General features: G+C 68.5%; 21 protein-coding genes. 14 read left to right on the top strand and 7 right to left on the bottom strand.

From position 1 onward, the window contains the following. Window positions 1-133: 133 nt before the first annotated feature. The 5 genes from thyX to BLQ75_RS07930 all read left to right on the top strand — a co-directional run bounded on the left by thyX (window position 134) and on the right by BLQ75_RS07930 (window position 5273). Complete coding sequence (thyX, locus tag BLQ75_RS07950) at window positions 134-886, top strand: FAD-dependent thymidylate synthase (protein ID WP_092600137.1); 753 nt, start codon at window positions 134-136, stop codon at window positions 884-886. Between the two features lie 89 nt (window positions 887-975). Then, on the top strand, window positions 976-1602 hold the full coding sequence (locus BLQ75_RS07945) for a TIGR03085 family metal-binding protein (RefSeq protein WP_092600134.1): 627 nt from the start codon (window positions 976-978) through the stop codon (window positions 1600-1602). A 305-nt stretch (window positions 1603-1907) separates the two neighbouring features. Beyond that, a complete protein-coding gene (gene dapA / locus BLQ75_RS07940; protein ID WP_092600131.1) occupies window positions 1908-2852 on the top strand; it encodes a 4-hydroxy-tetrahydrodipicolinate synthase in 945 nt (314 codons plus the stop codon). A gap of 32 nt (window positions 2853-2884) precedes the next feature. Then, on the top strand, window positions 2885-4576 hold the full coding sequence (locus BLQ75_RS07935) for a ribonuclease J (RefSeq protein WP_170837400.1): 1692 nt from the start codon (window positions 2885-2887) through the stop codon (window positions 4574-4576). 448 nt (window positions 4577-5024) lie between these two features. Then, window positions 5025-5273 (top strand): hypothetical protein, encoded by a 249-nt coding sequence (locus tag BLQ75_RS07930; protein WP_342028291.1) that lies wholly within the window; start codon window positions 5025-5027, stop codon window positions 5271-5273. A 299-nt stretch (window positions 5274-5572) separates the two neighbouring features. Here the strand turns inward: BLQ75_RS07930 and BLQ75_RS07925 are convergent, their stop codons facing one another. After that, window positions 5573-7159 carry an alpha/beta hydrolase gene (locus BLQ75_RS07925; protein WP_211481233.1) on the bottom strand — a complete coding sequence of 529 codons (1587 nt, stop codon included), beginning with the start codon at window positions 7157-7159 and terminating at the stop codon, window positions 5573-5575. Between the two features lie 438 nt (window positions 7160-7597). Between BLQ75_RS07925 and BLQ75_RS07920 the strand changes: the two genes are divergently transcribed. Next, window positions 7598-10231 (top strand): DNA translocase FtsK, encoded by a 2634-nt coding sequence (locus BLQ75_RS07920; RefSeq protein ID WP_170837391.1) that lies wholly within the window; start codon window positions 7598-7600, stop codon window positions 10229-10231. Window positions 10232-10356: 125 nt separating this feature from the next. Here BLQ75_RS07920 and BLQ75_RS07915 read toward each other — a convergent pair whose 3' ends face one another. Next, entirely contained in the window at window positions 10357-10875 is a 519-nt protein-coding gene (locus tag BLQ75_RS07915) for a phospholipase (RefSeq protein ID WP_092600122.1), read from the bottom strand. A 132-nt stretch (window positions 10876-11007) separates the two neighbouring features. Beyond that, the gene (locus BLQ75_RS07910; protein ID WP_092600119.1) at window positions 11008-11544 is read right to left on the bottom strand and encodes an amino-acid N-acetyltransferase; all 537 of its coding nucleotides are present in this window, start codon (window positions 11542-11544) and stop codon (window positions 11008-11010) included. Between the two features lie 324 nt (window positions 11545-11868). Between BLQ75_RS07910 and pgsA the strand changes: the two genes are divergently transcribed. The 6 genes from pgsA (at window position 11869) to BLQ75_RS07880 (ending at window position 17278) form a co-directional block, all read left to right on the top strand. Then, window positions 11869-12507 (top strand): CDP-diacylglycerol--glycerol-3-phosphate 3-phosphatidyltransferase, encoded by a 639-nt coding sequence (gene pgsA, locus BLQ75_RS07905; protein WP_092600116.1) that lies wholly within the window; start codon window positions 11869-11871, stop codon window positions 12505-12507. Further along, the gene (locus BLQ75_RS07900) at window positions 12504-13001 is read left to right on the top strand and encodes a CinA family protein (RefSeq protein ID WP_244515322.1); all 498 of its coding nucleotides are present in this window, start codon (window positions 12504-12506) and stop codon (window positions 12999-13001) included. The genes pgsA and BLQ75_RS07900 overlap by 4 nt, the downstream gene beginning before the upstream one ends. A gap of 206 nt (window positions 13002-13207) precedes the next feature. After that, window positions 13208-13714 (top strand): helix-turn-helix domain-containing protein, encoded by a 507-nt coding sequence (locus tag BLQ75_RS07895; protein ID WP_092600110.1) that lies wholly within the window; start codon window positions 13208-13210, stop codon window positions 13712-13714. 258 nt (window positions 13715-13972) lie between these two features. Further along, on the top strand, window positions 13973-14803 hold the full coding sequence (locus BLQ75_RS07890) for a PspA/IM30 family protein (RefSeq protein ID WP_092600107.1): 831 nt from the start codon (window positions 13973-13975) through the stop codon (window positions 14801-14803). Window positions 14804-14809: 6 nt separating this feature from the next. Beyond that, entirely contained in the window at window positions 14810-15694 is an 885-nt protein-coding gene (gene pspM, locus BLQ75_RS07885; protein WP_092600104.1) for a phage shock envelope stress response protein PspM, read from the top strand. Window positions 15695-15970: 276 nt separating this feature from the next. Next, window positions 15971-17278: a uracil-xanthine permease family protein gene (locus BLQ75_RS07880; RefSeq protein WP_092600101.1), complete on the top strand. Its 1308-nt coding sequence runs from the start codon at window positions 15971-15973 to the stop codon at window positions 17276-17278. A gap of 84 nt (window positions 17279-17362) precedes the next feature. On the opposite strand, the gene BLQ75_RS07875 is transcribed toward BLQ75_RS07880, so the two are convergent. After that, window positions 17363-18211 carry a ParA family protein gene (locus tag BLQ75_RS07875; protein WP_092600098.1) on the bottom strand — a complete coding sequence of 283 codons (849 nt, stop codon included), beginning with the start codon at window positions 18209-18211 and terminating at the stop codon, window positions 17363-17365. Between the two features lie 98 nt (window positions 18212-18309). Here BLQ75_RS07875 and BLQ75_RS07870 point away from each other — a divergent pair, with 98 nt between their 5' ends. After that, the gene (locus BLQ75_RS07870; protein ID WP_092600095.1) at window positions 18310-19056 is read left to right on the top strand and encodes a class I SAM-dependent methyltransferase; all 747 of its coding nucleotides are present in this window, start codon (window positions 18310-18312) and stop codon (window positions 19054-19056) included. 182 nt (window positions 19057-19238) lie between these two features. Continuing rightward, window positions 19239-19649: a DUF3040 domain-containing protein gene (locus BLQ75_RS07865; protein WP_092600092.1), complete on the top strand. Its 411-nt coding sequence runs from the start codon at window positions 19239-19241 to the stop codon at window positions 19647-19649. A gap of 138 nt (window positions 19650-19787) precedes the next feature. Here BLQ75_RS07865 and BLQ75_RS07860 read toward each other — a convergent pair whose 3' ends face one another. Genes BLQ75_RS07860 through BLQ75_RS07850 form a run of 3 tightly spaced genes read right to left on the bottom strand, consistent with a single transcriptional unit; the run spans window position 19788 to window position 24342 of the window. Further along, window positions 19788-22025 (bottom strand): transglutaminase TgpA family protein, encoded by a 2238-nt coding sequence (locus tag BLQ75_RS07860; protein ID WP_092600089.1) that lies wholly within the window; start codon window positions 22023-22025, stop codon window positions 19788-19790. Further along, a complete protein-coding gene (locus BLQ75_RS07855; RefSeq protein ID WP_092600502.1) occupies window positions 22022-23284 on the bottom strand; it encodes a DUF58 domain-containing protein in 1263 nt (420 codons plus the stop codon). The genes BLQ75_RS07860 and BLQ75_RS07855 overlap by 4 nt, the downstream gene beginning before the upstream one ends. Window positions 23285-23286: 2 nt before the next feature. Next, entirely contained in the window at window positions 23287-24342 is a 1056-nt protein-coding gene (locus BLQ75_RS07850) for an AAA family ATPase (RefSeq protein WP_211481231.1), read from the bottom strand. Window positions 24343-25037 lie beyond the last annotated feature (695 nt).

The following is a 25037-nucleotide window of genomic DNA, read 5'->3' as shown; positions in this document are numbered from 1 at the left end:
GGGGATACCTCTCCGCCGGTTAGGGTGTTCGGCGAGGGGAGGCGCCACGCCGATCGCCGGTGGCAGCCCCCAGGGGAGTCATCGCCGGAAGAACAACGCCGGCCGCAGCACGCAGGAAAGGGGTTCGCCCGCCGTGACCGAGATCGTTCCGCCGAAGGTACGGCTGATCGGCAAGACCGAGTTCTTCCCGCCCGAAGACGTGGACTGGTCGACCGACGCCGACGGGGGACAGGCGTTGGCGGAGTTCGCGGGTCGTGCCTGTTACCAGTCCTGGAGCAAACCGAATCCCGCCACCGCGACCAACGCGGGATACCTGGGCCACATCATGGAGGTCGGGCACCTGTCCGTGCTCGAGCACGGGACCGTGACCTTCTACATCAGCGGTGTCTCGCGCTCGTTGACCCACGAGCTCATCCGCCACCGGCACTTCTCCTACTCGCAGCTGTCCCAGCGCTATGTCCCCGAACGGGACGCGGGCATGGTCGAGCCCGACATCATCGCCGAGGACCCCGAACTGCACGAGAAGTTCGTCGCGGCGACCAAGGCCGGTCTGGAGGCCTACGCGGACCTGCAGCAGGCGTTGCAGGAGAAGTTCGCCGACGAGCCCAAGGCGACGCTTCGCCGCAAGCAGGCCAGGCAGGCGGCCCGTTCCGTGCTGCCGAACGCCACCGAGACGCGCATCGTGGTCACCGGTAACTACCGCGCCTGGCGGCACTTCGTCGCGATGCGCGCCAGCGAGCACGCCGACGTGGAGATCCGGGCGTTGGCCGTCGAGTGCCTCAGGCAGCTGCGCGGGGTCGCCCCGAACGTCTTCGGCGATTTCGAGATCACCGAGCTCCGGGACGGAACCGAGGTGGCTTCGAGTCCGTACGTCACCGAGGGATGATCGGCTTCCGGTGATGTGGGTGGTCCGCGATGGGCGCGGATCACCACCTCGGAAGGACGGCCTCGCGTTTTCCCGGCTAGAGTGCGGGCATGGGTGTCGCGAACGACGAACGTCAGCAACTGTGTGATCTCTTCGAGCGGTTGGGGCCGGAGGCGCCGACGCTGTGCGACGGCTGGTCCACGCGGGATCTCGCCGTTCACCTGGTGGTGCGGGAGCATCGTCCGGACGCGGCGGGAGGAAAACTGCTCAAGGCGCTGGCCGATCGCGGTGAGCGCGTGCGCGGCGAGCTCGCCCAACTGCGGTGGGAGGAGCTGGTCGACCGGGTGCGCCAGGGGCCGCCGAAGTGGAATCCGCTGGGGATCGGGGCCGTCAACGAGATCGTCAACAGTGCCGAGTACTACGTGCACCACGAGGATGTCCGCCGTGCCCAGCCGGGTTGGCAGCCTCGTCCGGAGGATCCGGAGCGGGCGGAAGCCCTCTGGAAGGCGTTGTCCCGCACCGCCAGGTACTTCTACGGCCGCAGCCCCGTGGGAGTGGTGCTGCGCCGCCCGGACGGTCGCGAGATAGCCGCCAAGAGCGGGCCGCGCACGGTACGCGTCCTCGGATCTCCCGAGGAGCTCCTGCTGCACGCGTTCGGCAGGAAACCCGCACAGGTCAACTTCGAGGGCAACGAGGCCGACGTGCTCGCTGTGGAGGACCTGCGCCGCAGTGTCTGAGCGATCCTCGCGGGAACTCGTTCGGCCGTCCACCGGAGGAACCCTTCCTCCCTCGCGGCCGAACGCCCGAATCCGCGCACGAGTGCCCGGGCGGATTCCGGGGTGGGAGCCGCCCGCACATATGTGTGTGACGTGTATCACTATCCGAAAGTCGTGAAAGAATCCGAGTGTGTGCCCCTCCGCGGGCAAACAACGCCTTGCCGGAGCGCGAATCGTGGTGATGTTTCCGGCGCCCGACCGTTCTCGGACCCGCCTTCCGGCACTGGCACGTGCGACGATCTTTTCGGGAGGTAGCGTCAGCAGTCATGACCGTCAGTCCCACAGCTACCGAAAGTCGTCCTTTCGGGCGCGTTCTCACAGCCATGGTCACCCCGTTCGACACGGAGGGGAACCTCGACACCGCCCTCGCGCAACAACTGGCCTGCTACCTGGTGGACCGGTTGGGCAACGACGGGTTGGTCGTCAACGGCACCACTGGTGAGAGCCCCACCACCACCGACGGGGAGAAGGAACGCCTGCTGCGTGCCGTGTCCGAGGCGGTCGGGGATCGTGCCACCGTGGTCGCGGGCGCGGGAACGAACGACACCGCACACTCCGTGGAACTGGCGCGTGCCGCCGAGAAGGCCGGAGCGCACGGGCTGCTCGTCGTGACGCCGTACTACTCCAAGCCACCGCAGGAAGGGCTGTACTCGCACTTCACGACGGTGGCCGACGCGACCGAACTCCCCGTGATGCTCTACGACATTCCACCGCGTTCGGTGGTGCCGATCCAGACCGAGACGCTCAAGCGGCTCGCCGAGCACCCCCGGATCAAGGCGGTCAAGGATTCCAAGCACGACCTGTTCGCCGGCAGTGACGTGATCGCCAACTCCGATCTCGCTTACTACTCCGGGGAGGACCCGCTGAACCTCCCGTGGCTGTCCATCGGCGCCGTCGGTTTCGTCAGCGTGGTGGGGCACGTGGTGGGTGACCGGCTGCGCCAGATGCTGGACGCCCACGAGTCCGGTGACGTCGACACCGCGAGGGAGATCCACTACGGCTTGCTGCCGGTCTATCGTTCGATGAACTTCGTCGGTGGTGTCATCTTCTCCAAGACCGCGTTGCGCCTGTGCGGCTACGAGACGGGCCAGCCCCGACTCCCGCTGCCCTCGGCCACGGACGAACAGGTGCGCATCATCGCCAGCGACCTGTGGGATGCTGGTCTGGTCCTGGTCAATCCCGATGCGGCAACCGAGGTGACATCGCGTTGACAGCACGCGCAACGTCGACCGAGAAACATCCCCTGACACCGACGTCGGCTACTCCCGCGCCGCCTCCGCTCGAGGAGGGCGCACTGCGAGTGGTCGCCCTCGGCGGTATCGGTGAGGTCGGCAGGAACATGACCGTTTTCGAGTACGACGGTCGGTTGCTGGTGGTCGACTGCGGTGTGCTGTTCCCGGAGGACGACTCGCCCGGCGTGGATCTGATACTGCCCGACTTCGGACCGATCGAGAACCGTCTCGACGAGATCGAGGCGGTCGTGCTCACCCACGGACACGAGGACCACATCGGGGCCATCCCCTTCCTGCTGCGGCAGCGCCCGGATCTTCCGGTGGTCGGTTCCAAATTCACCCTCGCGCTGCTGTCCGCCAAGTGCCAGGAACACCGATTGTCGCCGAAGCTCGTCGAGGTCGCCGAGGGGCAGCGCAGCAGTCACGGCGAGTTCGATCTCGAGTTCTTCGCGGTGAACCACTCGATTCCGGACGCGCTGGCCGTGGCCATTCGAACCCCGGCGGGAACGGTGCTGCACACCGGCGACATCAAGCTCGACCAGCTCCCGCTGGACGGCCGATTGACCGACCTCGCCGGATTCGCCCGGATGGGGGCTGAGGGGGTCGATCTGTTCCTGGTCGATTCCACCAACGCCGAGGTGCCGGGATTCGTCACCCCGGAGCGTGAGATCGGGCCGGTCTTGGACTCGGTGATCGGACGTGCCACGCAGCGTGTGATCGTCGCCTGCTTCGCCAGTCACGTGCACCGAGTGCAGCAGGTTCTCGACGTGGCCGCCTCCTACGGGCGCAAGGTCTGCCTGGTCGGGCGTTCCATGGTGCGCAACATGGGGATCGCGGCGGATCACGGGATTCTCCGGGTGCCGGAGGGCGCGCTGGTCGACCTGGAAGAGGCCCTGCAGCTGCCGACGGAGTCGGTGGTGTTCGTCTCCACGGGCTCGCAGGGAGAGCCGTTGTCGGCCCTGTCGCGGATGGCGCGGGGTGAGCACAAGCAGATCAGCATCCAGCACGGCGACACGGTCATCCTGGCCAGTTCGATGATTCCCGGCAACGAGACCGCCGTGTTCGGCGTGGTCAACGGCCTGGTTCGGCTGGGGGCCGAGGTGGTGCACCAGGGCAGCGCCAAGGTGCACGTTTCCGGCCACGCCTCTGCGGGTGAGCTGCTCTACCTGTACAACGCGGTGCGCCCGGCCAACGTGATGCCGGTGCACGGGGAGTGGCGGCATCTGCGGGCCAATGCCGAGTTGGCCACGCTTACCGGGGTACAACCCGACAGGGTGGCCATCGCCGAGGACGGCGTGGTGGTGGACCTGATCGACGGGATCGCCAGCATCGCGGGCCGGGTCGAGGTCGGACACGTCTACGTGGACGGGCTTTCCGTCGGTGACGTCGGTGAGTCCACGTTGTCCGACCGGCTGGTGCTCGGCGAAGGCGGATTCATCTCCATAACGGTCGCGGTGGAGGCGGGCACGGGACGGGCGGTTTCCCCTCCGACGGTGTCCGGCAGGGGGTTCTCGGACGATCCCAAGGCGTTGGACGAGGTCGTTCCGCTCGTGGAGATGGAACTCTCCCGCACCGAGGCGGAGGGCATCACCGACACCCACCGGATCGCGCAGACGGTGCGGCGCACGGTCGGCAAGTGGGTCGCCGACACCTACCGGCGTCGTCCCATGATCGTGCCGAACGTGCTTCCGGTGAGTTCCTGAGCGGTTCCTGTCGAGTGTTCGGCCAACCACGTGCGCTTCGGCGCGCCCGGCGACCGAGAGCGGCTCTGCGAGCGAGCGGGCCCGGAAAAGAGGGCGGAACGGGGGAGCCGCTCTCTCCGGGCCACTCGGACACGCGTGGGGGCGCGTCCGGTGGTCCCACCCCGTCGGTGCTCGGTTCGGTGACGCGGTGCTGAACCTCCGTACCGGTTTCAGAGTCACTTTCGGGTGACTCTGAAGGGAATCCGCTAGATACTCTGGACACGTTCGGCTTGCAACAGCACTTTCGTGTGATCATCTTGCCTCGATAGTGTGACTGCGCGCGCTGCCTCGGGCTTCTGATGCCAATCTGGAAACAGCCGGTCGGCGGAAAGTTCGCGCGGAAGCCTTCGTTTTTCCGCCGGTGCGGCGTTCACCGCAGTCACAGCAGATTGCAGATTGGGGTCCGATCGTGCGTAAGTCGCTTCGCTTCCTGACGGTGTCGGCAGCTGCCGCCGGTCTCATGGCCGTGGGATCGCCCGCCATGGCCGACAGCTATGACAACGACGGCATAAACATCCTCAACGACAACAACGTGAGCATCCTGCCGATCCAGGCCTGCGGGAACAATGTCGGCGTGCTCGGTGCTGCCGGCAATCTCCTGGGGAGCCAGTCGGCTTACTGCGTCAACGCCCCCATAGTCGACCACGCCAAGTTCTGAGGTGACCGGCCGGTCTCCGGGTTCGACGGAGGCAGGCACGGGTCACCCGAGAGCGTGTGACGGAGTCCTCGGGGACGGCGAGTCGGTGTCCGAGTACGCGCGTGACGTGGGAGTCGCGGGTACGTGGCAGACCACCGGCTCGTCCCGGTGACGCTTCCCCACGGGTGCCGTCGGGGTGGGTACCGAGGTGGGGAACGACCGGACGGGGTCAGGAGGACTCGAAGTCACACCAGGGGAGGGGGAGCGCTCGGCGCCGCACGGATCGTGCGGCGCCGAGCGCTTTCTCGTGGGCGGGGACCTCAACGCCGAGCGTTCCGCAGCGCGGCGCGCAGCACGTCGGGCTGCCGCTGCGAACGGGTTTCCCGCCGAGCGGTGCCCGACTCCGGTCGCGGAGCGGGGAGCGGTTCACACGTCACATCGGCACGTCGCCCCGCTTTCCGCTCGGGAAGGGTGCCTTCCGCCAGATACGCGGCGATCCGGTCGTCCACGCACGCGTTGCCCCCCAGCGATCCCGAGTGCGTCACCCCCGAGGACACTCCGACCAGCGCTGATTCCGGAAAGCGTTCCCGCGCTTCCAGCGCCCCGCTGTACGGCGTGGCGGCGTCGAACTCCTGGTTGACCAGCAAAGCACTGTCCACCGCGTCGCCGTCCACGCGCACCCGTTCGCCTGCGGGTACGGGCCAGGTACGGCACGGGGCGTTGTACCAGGCGTTGCCCCATGTCTCGAACGGTGCCTTCGCGAAGGCTCGCCAGTGGTCGGCCCGCCAGGTGCTCCACAGCCGCGGCCACTCGGCGTCGGTGCACTCGGTCGCCAGGTACATGGCGTAGCCGTTGTCACCCGGGCCGTTCGCGGCTTCGTAGAGCTTCAGCGCCGGCTCGGGATCGCCCCGGTGCACCAGGGCGGAGAACGCCTCCGCGATGTTCTCCCAGCCGTGCCTGCCGTAGCCGGCAGGCAGGAACACGTCGGTCCACTCCGCCGGGCCGAGCACTCCTCCGGCGGGGTGTCGGCCCAGTTCGGCCAGCCGTTCGTAGTAACGCCGCCGGACCTCGTCACCGGTATCACCCAGGTGGTACACCGAGTCGTGTTCGGCTATCCAGTCCGTGTAGACGCCGAAGACGCGGTCGAAGGCGAGATCCTGCTTCAGGTTCGAGCGGTACCACACCTCGCCGGGGTCCACCACGCCGTCCATGACGAGGCGGCGCAGGCGTCGCGGGTGTTTCGTGGCGTACACCTGCCCGATGTATGTGCCGTAGGAGAACCCGTAGTAGTTGATCCGTTCGCGGCCCAACGCCTCACGCAGGCTCTCCAGGTCCTGAACGGTGTCGGTCGTCCTGAGGTGTTCCAGCAGTTCCGGTGCGGCGCGTTCGCAGGCAGCGGCGTAGTCCGCGGCGCGTCGCAGCCTGATTCGTTCGACACCTTCGCGGAAGGGTACGTAGGCGGAGCGCGGCGGCGAGAAGTGGTCGGCGTCGCAGGAGAGCGCCGGTTCGCTGGCGCCGACCCCGCGCGGGTCGAACCCGATCCAGTCGTAGTCGGCCCCCGCCCCGTCGGGAACGGAATCGCCGAGCAGCGACAGCTTCCGCCCCGAACCTCCCGGTCCGCCGGGATTGACCACCATGACCCCCTGGTAGTCCCGTTCCGGGGAGGTGTGCTCGATCCGGGAGACCGCCAGCGAGATCATCCTGCCGTTGGGCTCCGTGTAGTCCAGCGGAACCCGCAGGAAGCCGCACTCGGCCCCGGCGTGCCGCAGTCGCTCGTCCCGACACTCCTCCCACCGGATGGGGGCGGGGTCGAAATCCGGAGCCACGTCCGCTCCGGCACTGCCGGTCAGTGCCGGAATTCCGGCGAGCATCCCGGCGGTCAGTGCCACGGCGAGGTGCTTGCGCACGCGTTTCCCTTCGCTCGGTGTTCTTCGGTCCGCGGTGGTTCGGCGAACCGCCGACACTTCCTGTTATCGGCACTCGGACGGGCCGGACTGACAGCGCGGCGTGCGACCGTGCTCACCCGTCCGAGTGGATTCGAACGGAATGATCCCTCCGAATCGGACAACCGACGGCGTGTCTTGGCTGCCTCTTTCGCACCGGCCGGGTTCCGGGCGCTCCCGCCCGCCTAGTGTCGGGCGTGGTTCCCGCCGGGGCCGATCGGTGGCCACCGTCCTCTTCGCTCACCACGTCCGGTGGGCGAAAATCCACCCGACGGTGTGTCGGTCCGGGGCTCGGCACCTCGTGGTGACGAGTACGAGTAGTGGCTCCGACCCGGCGGACAGCCGGACGGGCCGGTTCGGCTGGTGTTACACGAGGGGTGGGACACCGATACCGTGTGCGGTATGGCCAGTGGCACGACGGGCAAGGGGCGGTCGAACACGCGTGGCGGTGGGGAGCGACGTGGTTCCTCCGGATCGGCCACGAAGAGGTCCAACTCCAGCGGATCCGGCTCCGGGCCCCGGAAGAGCAACGGGACGCGTTCCACCGGCTCCTCGGCCAGGCGCTCCGCCACCACCAAGCGCACCGCGGGGAACGGTTCGCGTTCCTCGAAGGCGAACCGGTCGGCGAGTTCGAAACGGGGGAGTCCTCGTGATTCCCGGGGCGGTGGCGGTTCCGAGTTCGCGGGCGGTATCGCGCGGGTGGCCGGTACTCTGCTGCGCACCTTGGGCCGCACCAGGGAACTGGAGCCCGCCCACCGGCGGGACGGCGTGGCGCTGATTCTGCTGGCCGTCGCGGTGATCACCGCTGCGGGCGTTTGGTGGCGGGCGGGCGGACCTGTCGGGCACTGGCTCGACTGGTTGTTGCGCTCGGTGGTCGGTTCGGCCGCTCTGGTGCTGCCGCTGGTGCTGTTCGGGGTGGCCGTGCTGCTCATGCGCACCGAGACCAATCCCGAGGCGCGCCCACGGATGGTGGTGGGAACCGCGCTGCTGCTGTTCGCCGGACTCGGCGTGCTGCACATCGTGACGGGAGCGCCGCGGCGAGCCGCCGGATGGCCCGAATCCGGGGGGCTGCTGGGATACGCCGCGGGTGGCCCCCTGGCCAACGGCATGACGGGCGCCGTCGCGATTCCGGTGTTGGTGCTCGTCTCGCTGTTCGCGGTACTGCTGCTGACCGGGACCGCGGTGCGCGATGTGCCCGAACGGCTGCGTCAACTCGCCCATCCCGACGACGCAGAGCGGGCCGGTGCGGGCGAATCGTCCGAGCCGGACGGCACCACCCTCCGCCGCCCGGCCAGGCGCAGGCAGGCGTCCATGACGGACTCCGCCGTCCGGGACGAGCCCGAGGAGGCACTCGGGCAGGACGGCACCGGCGGGAACTCCGCCGCGTCCGAGCAGGCTGTCACCGAGGTGGTTCCCAATAGCTCTGCCAAGGGGCGGTCGAAGAGCGGTGGACCCGAGGACCGGAAGGGCAAGCGGGCCGATCCCGTTCCCACCGCCGGAGCCGCTCCCGAGGAACCGCAGCAGCTGACCATCAGCCGCACCGTGGAGGGGGACTACCACCTTCCGCCGCTCGACGCGCTGCAGGAGGGTGATCCCGCGAAGCGGCACAGCAGCGTCAACGACGCCATGATCGAGGCGATCAACGGTGTGCTGCGGCAATTCAAGATCGACGCCGAGGTGACCGGTTTCGTCCGGGGCCCCACCGTCACTCGTTACGAGGTGGAACTGGGTCCGGGCGTGAAGGTCGAGAAGATCACGGCGCTGACCAAGAACATCGCCTACGCCGTCGCCAACGACAACGTTCGGCTGCTCGCGCCCATACCCGGAAAGTCCGCGGTGGGTATCGAGGTTCCCAACAGCGACCGCGAGATGGTGCGGCTCGGCGACGTGCTGCGCTCGGCGACGGCGGCCAGTGACACGCATCCGCTGGTGATAGGCCTGGGCAAGGACATCGAAGGGCAGATGGTCACCGCCAACCTGTCCAAGATGCCCCACCTGCTCTGCGCCGGTTCCACGGGTTCCGGCAAGTCCAGCTTCGTCAACTCGATGCTGGTGTCGCTGTTGGCCAGAGCCACGCCGGACGAGGTCCGGATGATCCTGATAGACCCGAAGATGGTGGAGCTCACGCCGTACGAGGGGATTCCACACCTGATCACCCCCATCATCACCGAGCCCAAGAAGGCGGCCTCCGCGCTGGGGTGGCTCGTCGACGAGATGGAACAGCGGTACCAGGACATGCAGGCGAACCGGGTGCGGCACATCGACGACTTCAACGCCAAGGTGCGTTCCGGCGAGATCACCACCCCGCCGGGCAGTGAACGGGAGTACCGCCCCTACCCCTACATACTCGCCATCGTCGACGAGCTGGCCGATCTGATGATGACCGCTCCCCGGGACGTCGAGGACGCCGTGGTGCGGATCACGCAGAAGGCCAGGGCGGCCGGAATCCACCTCGTGCTGGCTACCCAGCGTCCTTCGGTCGACGTGGTTACCGGCCTGATCAAGACCAATGTTCCCTCCAGGCTGGCGTTCGCCACTTCCTCGCTGACGGATTCGCGGGTCATCCTCGACCAGCCGGGGGCGGAGAAGCTGATCGGCATGGGCGACGGCCTCTACCTGCCCATGGGGGGTTCGCGACCGGGACGGGTGCAGGGCTCCTTCGTCAGTGACGAGGAGATACACCGTGTCGTGGGCTACACCAAGGACCAGGCCGAACCGGATTACGCGGAGGGGGTGACGGCGGCGAAGGAGGGCAAGCAGAAAGAGGTCGACTCCGACATCGGTGACGATCTGGACGTGTTGCTGCAGGCCGCCGAACTCGTCGTCACCAGTCAGTTCGGTTCCACTTCCATGCTGCAGCGGAAGCTGCGCGTCGGCTTCGCGAAGGCCGGCAGGCTGATGGACCTGTTGGAGTCCCGTGGTGTGGTGGCGCCCTCGGAAGGGTCGAAGGCGCGCGAGGTGCTGGTCAAACCGGAGGATCTGGACGGTGCGCTGAGCTCGATCAGGGGAGGGCCGCCGCAGCAGGAGTCCGAGTGAGACGGTGCGGTGCGCGAACGCGCCGCACCGGTTCCTCCCCGGGCGGTCCCACGCCGTGGCGGCGCAGTGGGCCTCGCCCGGCGGTCGTGCCGTTCGACCGAGGCGGTGCCCCGGTCCGGAGCGAACTATTTCGGGGTGAGGTCGCGCTGCGCTGCGATCCGCGCCTTTCGCAGGGACTCGGCGGTACTGCCGCTGCCTGCTCCGAACTGCCTGACCGCGTAGTAGTACACGTCGGCGGCGCGTTCGCAGAGTGAGTCACCCGCGCAGCTGGAGTACATGTCCGCGCGGAAGTTGTCGTCGATCCTCGTTCTGTTCCGCTCGGTGAACCGGTCCTGCGACTTGTAGTTGCGGTATCCGAAGTCGTGTCGTTGGCAACTCGCGGTGAACTCGTAGCCGAACGGGGAGTCGGGGGAGTACGAGCAGGCGTCCGAGGACCAGTCGAGCCGGTCGGGGTGGGGACGTTCGGAACGTATCAGAAGGAATTCGTCCAGTGTGACTTCGAACAGGTAGTGGTCGGTGGTCCGGCGGATTTCCGAGTCGGTCGTCGTGGCGTGCGCACCGGTCCCGGTCAGCAGCGTGGCGAAGCAGGCAGCCAGCACTGTCAGCGGTAGGCGTGATCGGTTTCGGTTTTTCCCTGCGAGCACGGATCGTCCCCTAGCGACGGATGATCTCTGGCGGATCCAGTCCTATCGCCTCGGGGGCGCGCACGCTTCGTGCGATCGGGTGTTGTCCGGTGCTCCTCGCCGTTCAGCCGGGTGGGGAATGTTCCGTCGTGGTCAGTGCTGTCCGTCCAGCCGCAGCAGCATACGTGTGTTGCCCAGCGTGTTGGGTTTGACGTAGGGCAGATCGAGGAACTCGGCGACCCCCCTGTCGGCGGAGCGCCGCATCTCCTCGTAGACGGCCGGGCTGACGGGGGTACCGGTGATCGGTTCGAAGCCGTGCTTGGCGAAGAACTCGGTCTCGAATGTCAGGACGAACAGCTTCGGCAACCCCAGCTCTCCGGCGAGCTCGATCAGACCGTTCACCAACCGGTGGCCCACCCCCTGGCCGCGAACCGAGGGATCCACCGCGACGGTGCGTACCTCGCCGAGATCCTCCCAGAGCACGTGCAGTGCGCCGCAGGCCACGATCTCCCCCGGCTCCCGGTCGGAGCGTTCGGCCACCCAGAACTCCTGCACGCTCTCGTACAGGGTCACCAGATCCTTTTCCAGCAGCACCCGTCCGGCGTAAGTGTCGACGAGTCGTTTGATGGTCCGGACGTCGCCGATCCGAGCGCGGCGAATTGCTATCCCTTTTTTCGCATAATCATGCATATTCGTGATTCTATCGCAACCCGACCGGTCGCTCGGGGGTGTTCGTCCGCTGGTGGACCGGCACGGGGCCTTCGGAGCAGTGCTGCCCACGGCCCCGGTTTCCCCGATGGTCTACCTCGGGACGGCCGCTATGCTTGGCCGACGAGTGGTGGTCGGGTCCTCGTCGCGCGATCGAAACCGCGGCGATCGAGCTCCGCGGCCGCCGTTCGAGAGGTTTGCCCGGTAAACCACCCCTGCGGTGGACGGTGCGGTCGTCGTCGCTGATCCTGGGGGCGGTAGGACGCACGACGCCCGTAGTGGACAGGATCGGTTCGAGGAGTTGCCATGACAGCGGACAGTGCGGCGTCGGACCGGCCTGCGTCCGGCGCGGGCGAGGCCGGTGCCGAGCGGACGGTCCCGTTGGTCAACATCGCCAACGCCCTGACCGCCTCGCGCCTGCTGCTCGTCCCAGTCTTTTTGGTCGTGCTGTTCTGGGCGGGTGGTCACGAACCGCTGTGGCGTTGGATCGCCACCGCGGTTTTCGTCATCGCCTCTGTCACCGACCGTGTCGACGGTGAGCTGGCGCGCCGTCGAGGTCTGATCACCGATTTCGGCAAGGTCGCTGACCCGTTGGCGGACAAGGCGCTCACCGGTGCCGCGCTGGTCGGGCTGAGCGCGCTCGGTGAGCTCGGATGGTGGGTGACCGGCGTCATCGTGTTGCGGGAGGTCTCGGTGACGCTGCTGCGATTCTGGGTCATCCGGCACGGTGTCATTCCGGCCAGTCCGGGAGGCAAACTCAAGACGATGCTGCAGGCGGTGGCGATCGGGCTCTACCTGCTGCCGCTCGGGGGTGCCGCCGACCCGCTGAAATGGGTGGTCATGGGAGCCGCCGTGCTGGCGACGGTGATCACTGGAGTGGATTACGCGGTGCGTGCCTTCCGGCTGCGCTCGTTGAGTCCGCGTGCCCGTGGGGCAGGCGCGTGACTTCGCCTCGTCGGGAGAACGCGGACGACGAGGAGCTGGTCAGCATCGTCCTGGAGTCGCTTCGGCGGAGGGGACACACGCTCGCCACCGCCGAGTCTCTGACGGCGGGCATGCTCAGCATGCTACTGACCAGCGTGAGCGGAGCCAGTTCGGTGGTGCGGGGCGGGTTGGTCGTCTACGCGACCGACCTGAAGAGTTCGCTGGCCGGTGTCAGCCCCGAGCTGTTGGCCCGGCACGGTGCCGTTCACCCCGAAGTGGCCGAACAACTCGCCGAGGGGGCTCGTCGGCGGTGTGGCGCCGACTGGGGGGTTGGTTTGACCGGTGTGGCCGGGCCGGACTGGCAGGACGGGGTGTCGCCCGGCACGGTGCATCTGGGGTTCGTGGGGCCGGAGAGGTCCGTGATCCGGACGCGGCGGTTGAGCGGTGACCGCGGGGAGGTACGGCGCGGAGCCGCCTCGTGCGCCCTGGAACACTTGGCGGGGCTGCTGCGTTGAACCGGGGGAGAACTCGACGTTACGACCAGCAGCCACGCGTGCCGTCTCGCTTCATGAGATATTGGGGTCGCGAGCTCCTTCTTGTGGATGAGACGCGTTCGCCCTCGGCGGACTCGTGATGAGCGAGCCGTGCGTTGGCGTTGCGTTGAGTAGTGTGGGGCGTTGACGCGTCGCGCAGGATGTAGGCGACGGAATGGAGGCGCGCGATGACCGTGTTGTTGCGGGAGGCGGTCGGAGAGCGACTGCGCCGCGCGCGGGCTGCTCAGTCCCGCACCCTGCGGGAGGTTTCGCGCGCAGCCCGGGTGAGTCTTGGTTATTTGTCCGAGGTGGAACGCGGCCGCAAGGAGGCTTCGAGCGAGTTGCTCGGGTCGATCTGCGACGCGCTCGATCTTCCACTGCCCGAGTTGCTCGTGACCGTGGCAGGGGATTTGGACTCCTCGGAGACGGTGGTTGCGCCTTCGGTCGTGGAGCAGGCCACGCCTGCCGAAATCGAGGGGGACCGGTTGGTCTCCAGCCTGATCGAGTCCGAGTTCGTGGAGACGGAACGGGCGGAAGGGGACGGCGAACCCGTGCCCGCCCGCGCCGAGGCCGGCCCGGACTCGTTCGACGTGGAGGAGGACCCCGAATCGCAGGACTGGCGGCTGCAGCCGGTGCTCAGTCAGCGCATCAGCCCGCCGGAGCGAACTTCCAACGGGGTGGTAGTGGCCGCTTGAGAAGCCGTAGCCGACCGGATCGCCCGCGGATCTCCGGATTTCTGTCGGAGATCCGTGGGTCTTGGTGGAAGCCGTTCGACCGAGCTGACACTATGGGGGCAGACGCTGAGTCGGTACAGGCGTTTCCGGCCCGCTGCGTGAGCGGGTTCACGGTTCGGCGAGCCGGGTCCGCGCCCTTTGAACGGGCCGGTAGCGGCGTTCCGTCGGTGTGGATCCCGACCAGGGCGTAACCGGTAGGACAGAAAGCAGGCGGAGGAGATGGCCAACCCTTTCGTGAAGTTCTGGAAGTACCTGATGGCGTCGTTCTCGTCCAAGGTCGATGAGCACGCCGATCCCAAGGTGCAGATCCAGCAGGCCATCGAGGAAGCACAGCGGCAGCACCAGGCGCTGTCGCAGCAGGCCGCCTCGGTCATCGGCAACCAGCGGCAGCTGGAGATGAAGCTCAACCGGCAGCTGAACGAGGTCGAGAAGCTGCAGGGATCGGCGCGACAGGCGGTCACCATGGCCGACCAGGCCCGTGCCGAGGGGGACGAGACCAAGGCGCAGCAGTACGAGGAAACCGCTCAGCAGCTCGCCAGCCAACTGGTCACGGCCGAACAGAGCGTGGAGGACCTCAAGAACCTGCACGACCAGTCCTTGCAGGCGGCCGACCAGGCCAAGCAGGCCGTCGAACGCAACGCGCAGGTATTACAGCAGAAGATCGCGGAGCGGACCAAGCTTCTCAGCCAGCTGGAGCAGGCCAAGATGCAGGAGCAGGTCGCGGGCTCGCTGCGACAGATGAACGACATGGCCGCTCCCGGCAACACCCCTTCGTTGGACGAGGTGCGGGACAAGATCGAGCAGCGTTACACCACCGCGCTCGGCGAGGCCGATCTGGCGCAGAACAGCGTGCAGGGACGGATGATGGAGGTCCAGCAGGCGGCTACGGACGCGGCTGGAGTCAACCGGCTCGCCCAGATCAGGGCCTCCATGGGTGGTGCCGGCCAACAGCAGGTCACCGGGGGTGCGGATCGGAACGAATCGGCACCCGCGCCGCAACAGCAGCCGCAGGGCTCGCAGCAGCGGAACCCGCAGTCCGGCCAAGCGTGACCCACCGTGCGCGGGCGGGGTGACGGATTCGGTGAGTGGAGCGACTACGCGCTCCGGCAACTGCGCGGGCCGGTGCTGACCGGTGTTCGACGCAGGATCGCGGCTTGGCGCGACCCGCGCGCACGGTTGATCCGCAGGCGAAACAGGGCGAAGCGGGCCGCCGTGGGCAGCGGGGTGACCACGGGTGTCTTCGGCGGTGGGGCCTACTTGACCTACGCTCCGGAGACCGTCGGACTACCCCCTGATCCCGCCGGGGACTTCCTGTTCGACCTGGCTTCGCTCGGTCTGGGTGGGATCGCGTTGGCCGCCGGAGTAGGCACAGTGGGGGCGATCCGCCACTACCGTAGACTTCGCCGGACGCCGTTGCCGGAACCGCCGCCGCAGCCGGTCGCCCTACCGCCGCGCGACTCCGCCGCCCACGACCCGATGCGACGGCTCCGTGACGCGGAACAGAGCCTGCACGTCTCGCTGGGGCGGCTCTCCGAGAGTGTTGGACAGGCCGGCGAACCGGTGAGTGAGGCGCGCGGCACCGCCGCCGAAGTGGCGGCCAGACTGCGTTCGGTCGCCGATCGCCTGGTCGCGGTGGAGGGCACGGTCGAACACGCCCCGGAGAAGGAGCGGACCCGACTGCGTGCGGACGTGCGACGGATGCGTGCCGAGCTCGACGAGGGAGTGGAGCGTTACGGTGCCCTGGTCGCCGCCGCTGGGCGTGCGATCGCCGCCAGCGGGACGGAAGAGCGGTACGGCCATCAGCTGCGGGATGCCACCGACCGGCTCGCCGGACTGGCCTCGGCGCTGCGTGAGCTCGCGGGGAACGAGCAGCCGGGTGTCGAGGAGCCCGGCCCCGAGGAACCGGGCCCGGATCGGCGGCGTGGGAATCCTCCCGAGTGAGAACTCTTCAAGACTCAACCTCGCGTCCCTGGCGTGCGTCCGGAATGAGGGGGCGAGACGGCTTTCCGATCCGATGCCACCGCGTACCCCCGGTTCTTCCCCCTCGGTTTTCCGGACCGTTGTGAAATAGTAATCTTTGCGGTTGCCGCTTGACGTGATCTTGCCCGCGTCAGCGCGGTACCGGGGGACCGTCACGGGACTCCCAGTGGGAAGGCGCCGCTCAGCGGTACGACGGCGCGGGAAACGTTTCGCACGGTTCCTGGACGGGAGGAAGATGTGGCTTTGTGGGCCGTGCACGGCAACGGTCGACAACCGTCGGCCGGCGAGGACGTGGCCACGGAGGAGCGCCTCAGCTGGCCACTGACCATGGGGCTCGGCCTCCAGCACCTTCTCGCCATGTTCGGTGCGACGGTGTTGGTACCGAGGTTGACCGGGCTGCCCGTGGCGACGACCCTCCTCGCCTCCGGAGCGGGGACACTGCTGTTTCTGCTGTTGACGCGCAACCGCGTGCCCGCCTATCTGGGGGCCTCCGTGACGTTCGTGACGCCACTGGGGGCGGCCGCCGAGCGGTCCGGTGCGGGCCCCGGAGGCATGGTGGGCGCGATCCTGGTCGTGGGACTGTTGGTCACGGCCATCGGCATCGCCGTCAAGGCGCTGGGGGTGCGGCTGCTGGAGACCGCCATGCCCCCCGTGGTCACCGGCGGAGTCATCGTTCTCGTCGGTCTCGGCATGGCCACCCACTCGGTCGTGCTGTTCGGGAAGGCCGCCCACGACCTCCCCTCCTTCGAGCCGGTTCCGCTGGCCACCGTGATCACCGCACTGGCCATCGTGCTGTCGGCCCTGTTCGGGCGTGGGATGCTGAGCCGAGGTTGCGTGCTGTTCGGGATCGCCGCGGGATGGCTCTACGCCGTCGTGGCCGGAGGCATCAACCAGGCCCGGATCGAGTCGCTGCGAACCGCCTCCTGGTTCGGCGTGCCCGACCTGGTCGCGCCGCAGCTGCACATCTCGGTGGTTCCGGTCGTGCTGCCCCTGGTGATCGTGCTCGCCGCGCAGCAGGTGGGGGTGGTCAAGGCGGTTGCCGCGACCACCGGGCGCGATCTCGACGGCAACGTGGGGGACGCCCTCATCGGTGGTGGGATGGCCACGACGCTCTCCGGATCGGTCGGCGGGGGTGGGCTGATCGGCTACGCGGAGAACATGGGGGTGATGGCCGCGAGCAGGGTGTTCTCCACCGCGGCCTGCGTGGCCGCCGCCCTCGGCGCCGTGCTGCTGGCCTTCTCACCCAAGTTCGTCGCCCTGCTGGACACCGTCCCGATCGGTGTCGTCGGCGCGGCGACGGTGGTGCTGCTCGGGATGGTCACCCTGATCGGGGTGCGGCTCTGGCTGCGCGCCCGGGTCGATTTCACCGACCCGCTCGACCTGGGGGTCGTGGTGACCACGTCACTGGTGGGCGTGACCAACCCGACACTGTCCCTCGGCGGTGTTCGGCTGAGCGGTGTGGTGTGGGGCTCGCTCCTGCTCGTGCTGGCCTACCCACTGCTGCGAACCCTGGTCGACGAGCTGCGCGGCAGGTCGCGTGAGTGAGTGGAGGGGCCTCCGGGCGGCCGGTGGTTGAGGGGGCTCGTCCGGCGGCGGGATCTCCCGCCCGAACGCCTCGCCGGAACGGGCTCACGTTTCGTTCGGCGGGTCGTCGTGAGCAGCTTCGTCCTCCGCGTCGGAAGCACGCTGCCCCCTCCCCGCACGCAGGGTGCGCGCCAACAGCAGGTTGAACGCCAGCGCCACCTCCCGGGCGCCGGGGGTTCCCCACTGGTGCAGGGGAACGCACGCTCCCTGCGACTGCTGCACGGCCAGCCTGTCCGGCAGTGCCACCGGCATTACCAGTGGTCCGAATATGTCGCGTAATTCGTCGATTCGGAACTGGTGCTCGTGTGAGCGGGCACGAACCCGGTTCACCACCACCCCGAGCGGCTGCAGGTCCGGGTTGTTGGCCTCCCGCTCGGCCTGGACCGCCTCGAACGCCCGTTGCACGCCGGAGACGGCGAATATGGTCGGTTCGGTGACCAGCAGCGCCCTGTCGGCGGCTATCAGTGCCGAACGGGTCAGACGCCCGAGTGATGGCGGGCAGTCCAGCAGGACCAGCTGGTAGGGGAAGTCCTCCGCCGCGGCGGCCTCGGTCAGTGCCGAGAGCGCTTCGGTGAGGCGGGTCAGGCCCCGTTCGGTGGTGCCCTGCCCGTTGTGGATCTCCGCGTCCTCGGAGCCGACGAGCACGTCGACGTCCTCGCCCCACGCGCTCGGCGCCACCGCTCGTGAGACCGTTTCCGGAGCCGGGTCGGCGAGCACGTCGCTCAGCCCGCACTCGGTCCGCCTCGGCTCCAGCGAAGCGGTCGCGTTGCACTGTGGGTCCAGATCCACCACGAGGGTGCGTGCGCCCTTGCGCATGGCCGCCGAGGCCAGGCCCAGCACCACTGTTGTCTTACCCACGCCACCTTTGAGACTCAGTACCGCCACCGTGTGCACGCCCGTAGCCTACGGATCACGCGAGTCGGACGGGTGAGCTGTTCCGTGGCCGACCGGTCGGATGTCGTCGTGCCGAATGGCGAGATTAGGCTGCCCCCATGAAGTCCGACGCCGTGCACCGGGTGCTGGAAACCGAGTTGATCGACGCACGCCGCCGTCGTGGCGGTGTTCCCGAGGTCCTGGACATCGGGGGTGGCAGTGGTGTCTGGGCGGTACCGCTGGCGGTGTCGGGATGTTCGGTCACCGTGGTGGACCCCAGCCCGAACGCACTGGCGGCCCTGCGCCGGAGGGCGGACGAGGCGGGAGTGAGCGAGCGGGTGGTCGCGGTGCAAGGCGACACCGACGCGCTGCGTGGAGTCGGGCCGGAAGGAGGGGCCGACCTCGTCCTGGGGCACGGTCTGCTGGAGTACGTCGACGACGTCTCCGATTCGGTTCGGGGGCTCGGGGCCGCGGTCGCTCCCGGCGGGTCGGTCTCGGTGCTGGTCGCCAACAGGTACGCGGCCGTGCTGGCCCGGGCGCTCACCGGGCGGGTGTCCGAGGCGTTGCGGTTGTTCAACGCGCCGGACGGTCGGCTGGACCGGCGTGCGGGGGAAACCGTGCGGCGTCGTTTCGACACCGATTCGCTACGCGGTGTGCTCGGCGAGGCCGGCTTGGACGTCGAGCTGCTCCAGGGGCAGGGCGTGATCTCCGACCTCGTTCCCGGCTCGTTGCTGGAGGGTTCTTCCGCCAACGGGGATGCGCTGCGGGAACTGGAGCTGGTGGCTGCGGCACACCCTCCGCTGCGGGATGTGGCCACCAGGCTGCACGCGTTGGCTCGGGTGCCCGCCGATCACACGGTGCAGTGAGGAATACCCCTACAGGATGATGTTGGGGGATTATTGCGACCGCGGGGGTGGGACCGGGTAGTCGTCTCGTCGCTGGGGCCGTATCCTCGATTGTGACGCCCCCAAAAAGCGTTCACCGGAGCTTCGTGAAACGAAGTGAATGGGGCTTCGGTGACACGGACTAGTGTGCCGGAGGAGGAGCCATGCCACTCTCCGAGCACGAGCAGCGAATGCTCGACCAGATCGAGCGCGCGCTCTACGCCGAGGATCCCAAGTTCGCCTCCAACGTGCGTGGAGGGCGGTTGCATCGACCCTCCAGACGGCGTCGTCTCCAGGGCGCCGCCGTGTTCGTGTTGGGGTTGATCCTACTGGTGCTCGGCGTGGTTATTCCGGTCACGGCAGCCGGTATACCCATTGTGAGCGTGGTCGGCTTCCTCGTGATGTTCGGCGGAGCAGTGATCATTCTGTTCGCGATGCGCGGTAGTGCGGAGGACCCGGAGTCGCAGTCGGGTGACGGCGGTGGTGGTTCGTCCGGTGCGAAACGCAAGGGCGGGGAGCGGAACTCCCTGACGCAGCGCATGGAGGATCGCTTCCGGAAGCGCTTCGAAAGGTAGTATCCACCCGCGACTCGGGACGGCTTCCGTCGGCCCGAGGTAAGGGGTGGTGCGCCCGGATCACCGCGTGATCCGGGCGTTTCCGTTTTCGGCAGGGCGCGCGGGTCCACGACCGCGGGGTCTTCGCGCCCCGGCGGGTCACCGACGCGCCGGGGGGCGCCGCCGTGTGCTCGACACCCTCGTCGACCTCGGCAACAGCCGTTCCCGGAAATCGAGTGGTCTGACAGCTCGCAGACCGCTGACCGCCCTGTGCAGCGCTTCTCGTCGCGATCCGGTCTCCCGACCGCCCGGCGGGCCGTACCTTTCCCGATCCACCGCACTCGCCAGCTCGTGCCAGGCTTCGGCGGCCTCCGGGGGCACCCCGTACGACTCGATCACCCGCTCGGCGGTGCGCCGGGGAGTCTCTCCGGGTGGGGGTGACACGTCTCCCCGGTCGATCGACTCGTCGAGCAGTTCCCGCCAGGCGTTGCCCGCGGCCCCGATCCCACCCGAGGAGGCCAGACTCCACCGCCTTCGGCGGCGCAGGGTTCGCATGGCGGCGGGAGCGGTGAGCACCGTCCCCAGCAGCAGTGCCGTACCGCCCGTCAGCAGTGCGCCGACCGGCACACCGGAATGGCCGGGCTCCTCCGAAGCGGTCCGGGAGGTGTCCTGCTTCTCCTCGTCGCTGTCGGGGGTGGCGGAGGGGGTCGTCGGCTCGCCCGTGGGAGCCGAGGACCGCTCGCCCTCCTCCCGCTGCCGGGAGGGGGCGAGATAAGGCGGTACAGAACCCCGCCCCTCCCGCAGCGGAGTGGGGTCGAAGGTTATCCACCCGTGGCCGGGGAAGTGGGCCTCCACCCACGCGTGCGCGTCCTCGGTGGTGATCACGCGTTCGTCGCCCTCGTCGCGTCCCGAGGTGAAACCGACGGCGACCCGGGAGGGGATGCCCACCTCACGCAGCAGCACCGCCATGGCGGAGGCGAACTGCTCGCAGTAACCGCGCTTGCCCCGGAACAGGAAGTCCTCGAGGGCGTCGTGCGAGGAGGCGGGGGCGGTGCTCAGGTCGTAGGTGAAACCGTTGGCGGGGTCGGTGAAGTAGTCGTTCAGCGCGACGGCCCGGTCGAACCGGTTCTCCGCGTTCGCGGTTATCCGGCGTGCCAGTTCGCGCACCCGTTCACCGGCACCGCTGGTTTCGAGGTAGACCTGGTCGACGGGGGAGTCTCCCGAGGAGGCGCGCAGCTTCTCCCTACTCGGGTCCGGGAAAGCGGCCAGTTCGGTGTAGCTGTCGGTGTCATCGGTCCTGCGGGTGAAGATCATTCCGGAAGCGGGGTCGTAGCGCCAGGCATCCCCGATCCCGAGTACCCGACGTGGTACTCCGAACACCGGCAACCAGGCGTCGCGGTAACCGACCGGTTCGATCTCGACGCGATGGGTGGGCGATGAGGACCGCTGTTTCGTTCCAGGCGGCAGTGGCAGACGTTCCCGCGCCGGAATCCCTTCGGGCAGGCTGCCCAGTCGCCATCCGCGCTCGGGGTCGAACCGGCTCAGCGTCATCGCGCGCAGGTAGGTTTCCCGGGGCAAACCCTCGATCCGGAACAGTTCCACGGGCTCGTCCCGGTCGAGTTGCCCGCGCAGCGAGGTGAACGGCCGCAAACCGATCTCACCGGTGTCCGGGGCTGCCTGGTCCGGGTCGGAGCCCGGGAGCCTGCCCTGGGTTCCGACGCCGGTGAAGACCGTTCCCGTCAACAGCGCCACCACACAGGCCACGGAGGTGACGGCGACGGGTTCGGAGAACCGCCTCACCGACGACCACCGGCTATCCGCTGTGAGGCGGAAGCCGCTCCCGGCCGAGAGCATGGCGGTGAATCCGGCGGCACTTCCCAGGAAGGTCCACCACGGCAGCATCCGGTCCGCCAGGGAGGCGGGGACCGCGAACACGCACAGCAGTACCAGTCCGGCCACCGCCGGTGCGCGGCCGGTGACGGCGATGCGATCCACCAGGAGCGTGACCACGCCGATTCCCAGGCAGATCAGACAACTGATGGCGGTTTCGGCGGGGACCGGTGGTATTCCGGTACGAACCACTTCGATCGCGTCCCCGAGCAGGTGTGCGAGTTCTGCGAACGTGGCGGGCGTGGGGATCAGCCCGAGGAATCCGCTCCCGCCGAACAGCGCCGTGAGCATGAACACGAGCGCGGCTAGCTGCAGCGGAGCGCTCCACCAGGAATCACGCTTCATGCGGGTCGCGATTCCCGTGCAGGAGACGACCACCGCCGTCATGGCGGCGGGTGGGAACCAGCGCCAGTCGGCCAGCACGGCCGAGAATGCGGTCGAGGTCAGCAGCACGGCCGACAGCGCCAGTAGCCCGGTGAGGTGGCGGTCGCTTCCGGTCCGGTTCATCGTTCGGTCCAGAGGACGTCCGGTCTCGTACTCTGCCCGCAAAGACTCTCCCATGCCCGCGCTACCGGAGTAACCGGTCCGTCGACCGTGACGACGGTCCACCCCCTGTCCCGCAGGCGCCGCGCCACGGCCGCCTGCTCGTCACCGCGCCCGTCGGTGTTCCACCTCTCCGTGTTCAGCAGCAGCGCCAGACTGCGAGCTCCGGCGGGACGCAGCGAGGCCAGCTCGTTGGCTCCCGTCAGGGTGGTTCGTCCGAGCACCGCTACGAGGTTCTGGCCCTCCGCCGGATCCGCACCGTCGGTGAGCTCCCGCCGCGCCGAGGGCTGCAACGCCGCGAGTGCCTCCAGCAGAAGGTTCTCCCCCGCCTCACCGGAGAGGTGGGGATGAGTCCGTCCGTCCTCGGGTACGGGGGCTCCACCCGCGCCGACCAGACGTGGCCGAAGGCCGTTCCGGCGCAGGTGCGAGCAGATGCTGGCCGAGGCGGAGATCGCCCACTCCAGACTGGAGTGCTTGCCCGTGCCGCGATGGGCCGCGGCCCGCTGGTCGAGCAGGACGGTGGTGCCGCCCCGCTCCGGGCGTTCCTCGGTTCGGACCATCAACTCGTCGCGACGGGCGGTGGTCTTCCAGTGCACTCTTCTGATGTCGTCGCCCTGACGGTACTCCCTGACGGTGCTGTCATCGGCTCCCTCGCCCGCTCTCGCGTTTCCGGAGCCCGTTTCCCCCGCCCCGGAGCCGAACCCGTTCGGCAGACCGCTCAGTTCGAATACCCGGGGTACGACCGTGAACCGGGTGGTGGGGAGCAGTTCCCGGGAAAAGGACGAGAGCCCGAAGGGGTCCGCGGCGCGGCAACGCAGCGGTCCGATGTGGTGCACCCCTCGCAGCTCGGCGTGGACCTGGTACTCCACGAAGGCCCCCTTCCGGCGTGTCGGGCTGTGGAGCGCACGACGAGCGTCGCCCCCCAGCGTGGCCGGGACATCGTCCGTCAGCCGCATCTCACCGAGCGGTGTTCCGGAACGGGAGGTCAACCGCAGTCGTACGGTAGCCGTCGCACCCACCTCGACCCGTCGCGGCTCCAGCTCCCGGTGAGCGGTCAACCCGCTTCCACCCCGTGCCGAGACGGCGGAGGCGAACAGCGGCAGCGCCGCGAGGAAAGCGGCCACGCGGAGCAGGTCCCGCTCGTCGAGCACGAGCGCGCAGACCGCCGACGCCACGGCAGCGGCCAGCAGACAGCGGCCGCGGATGCTCAGGCCGGAGAACACGGTCACCGCCGAGGTCGGTCGGTACCGTCCGGCACCGGAACTCGTTCCAGCAATCGCTCGACGAGATCGGCCCCGCTTCGCCTCGCGGCCCTGGCCTCGCCACTGAGCACCAGCCGGTGCGCCAGAACCGGCACTGCCACCGCCTGTACGTCGTCGGGGACGACGAACTCCCTCCCCGTCATGGCCGCCTGCGCCCTCGCCGCCCGGACCAGTTGCAGAGTGGCTCGCGGTGACGCCCCCAGCCGCAGCTCGGACAGGTCGCGCGTTCCGGCAACGAGGTCGATCGCGTAGCGACGCACCTCGGTGGCGATGTGGATCCGCCGCACCGCGGCCAGCAGTTCCGCCACCTCGGCCGCGTCGGTGACCGGTTCCAGCTCCTCCAGCGGCTCGGTCCCGGCGTGTTCGTCGACCATGGCCAACTCCGCCGCCGGATCTGGGTAGCCGATGGAGATCTTGCAGGTGAACCGGTCCCGTTGCGCCTCTGGCAGAGCGTAGGTCCCCTCCAGCTCCACCGGGTTCTGGGTGGCGATGACCATGAAGGGGGTTTCCAGGTCGTAGCTGTGCCCGTCCACGGTGACCTGGTTCTCCTCCATGCACTCCAGCAGTGCCGACTGGGTTTTCGGGGATGCCCGGTTGATCTCGTCGCCGACCACGATGTTGGCGAACACCGGTCCTTCCCGGAATTCGAACGCCTCGCGGCCGCGGTTGTAGATCGACACCCCCGTCACGTCGCTGGGCAGCAGGTCGGGGGTGAACTGGATCCGGCTGGCGGTACAGTCGACCGAACGGGCGAGCGCCTTGGCCAACGAGGTCTTGCCGACCCCGGGAACGTCCTCGACGAGCAGGTGTCCTCGCGCCAGCAGGGTCACCATGGCCAGGCGGACCACCTCGGGTTTGCCGACCAGCACGCTTTCCACGTTGGTGCTGACGCGCCGCAGGGTGTCGTGCATCCACTGGATCGGGATGTCGTCCAACGCGGTCGTCGTGCCCCCGCCCGCCGTCCCGTCGCCGACCGTGGTGGACGCGGCGCTGTTCGCGGAGTTGGTCTCGGGCGTCACGCAACCTCCAGATACCGTCCCGCCCGGACGTCACAGCCGGACGTGCTGTCACGGGTGAACCAGTCGTCCCGGCTGGCTCTCCGTGGAGCTTCGCCTACTGTCACCCGATTCGCGGGAAGTCTCTCAAACTCGACGTGAGTGGCGAGTGTGTGTGCACGTCTCGTCGGCGGCGTTCTTTCGCTCCTTCGTGGTCCCTTGTCGTGGCGATATCCACCACCGAGATGAATGATCCCGCGGCGGAGCTCCGCGCGGAGTCCGGCCGTGCTCGTCCCGCTCCGGTTCGGGGAGATCACGTCGAACGGTTTCTGCGGGCCCCACGCGGTCCCGGCGTTTCCGGTTGACGTCGAAAGGCGGTGGGGTAATGTGAGCCCGAGTGGGGAGTTCGGTGTCGCCGTGTCGGCGGAATCGGACACGCGGGGTGGCGGATTCGCGCGGACGGCCTCGCGGGAGCGATCTCGCCAGGGGTGGTTTTCCGGGGGAGCTGACCGTATCGCCCCCGGTCCTCGTCGGCAGGGGGTGGTTTTCCTATGGGTTTCACCGGTCACGGTCCCGGAGACGAAGGTCATCGGTGTCCGTCCGACTCGGACAGCCCTCGCGATACGACTCGGCGTCCCTTCGGGTGGGAGACGGCCCCGAGCCCCGACGCGGCGCGGTGCACGCCGGGGAAGGGGAGCGCCGAGCTCTCCGAGAGCTCG

Origin of the sequence: Actinopolyspora xinjiangensis (genome assembly GCF_900104475.1) — a bacterium.
In the GTDB taxonomy this organism is placed as follows: Bacteria; Actinomycetota; Actinomycetes; order Mycobacteriales; family Pseudonocardiaceae; genus Actinopolyspora; species Actinopolyspora xinjiangensis.
This window is presented reverse-complemented; position numbering and strand designations above follow the sequence as displayed.

Coding starts and splice junctions, on each gene's coding strand:
- BLQ75_RS07945 (WP_092600134.1), top strand. CDS start 976: ATGGGTGTCGCGAACGACGAACGTCAGCAACTGTGTGATCTCTTCGAG.
- dapA (WP_092600131.1), top strand. CDS start 1,908: ATGACCGTCAGTCCCACAGCTACCGAAAGTCGTCCTTTCGGGCGCGTT.
- BLQ75_RS07920 (WP_170837391.1), top strand. CDS start 7,598: ATGGCCAGTGGCACGACGGGCAAGGGGCGGTCGAACACGCGTGGCGGT.
- BLQ75_RS07910 (WP_092600119.1), bottom strand. CDS start 11,544: ATGCATGATTATGCGAAAAAAGGGATAGCAATTCGCCGCGCTCGGATC.
- pgsA (WP_092600116.1), top strand. CDS start 11,869: ATGACAGCGGACAGTGCGGCGTCGGACCGGCCTGCGTCCGGCGCGGGC.
- BLQ75_RS07895 (WP_092600110.1), top strand. CDS start 13,208: ATGACCGTGTTGTTGCGGGAGGCGGTCGGAGAGCGACTGCGCCGCGCG.
- BLQ75_RS07890 (WP_092600107.1), top strand. CDS start 13,973: ATGGCCAACCCTTTCGTGAAGTTCTGGAAGTACCTGATGGCGTCGTTC.
- BLQ75_RS07870 (WP_092600095.1), top strand. CDS start 18,310: ATGAAGTCCGACGCCGTGCACCGGGTGCTGGAAACCGAGTTGATCGAC.
- BLQ75_RS07865 (WP_092600092.1), top strand. CDS start 19,239: ATGCCACTCTCCGAGCACGAGCAGCGAATGCTCGACCAGATCGAGCGC.
- BLQ75_RS07860 (WP_092600089.1), bottom strand. CDS start 22,025: ATGAACCGGACCGGAAGCGACCGCCACCTCACCGGGCTACTGGCGCTG.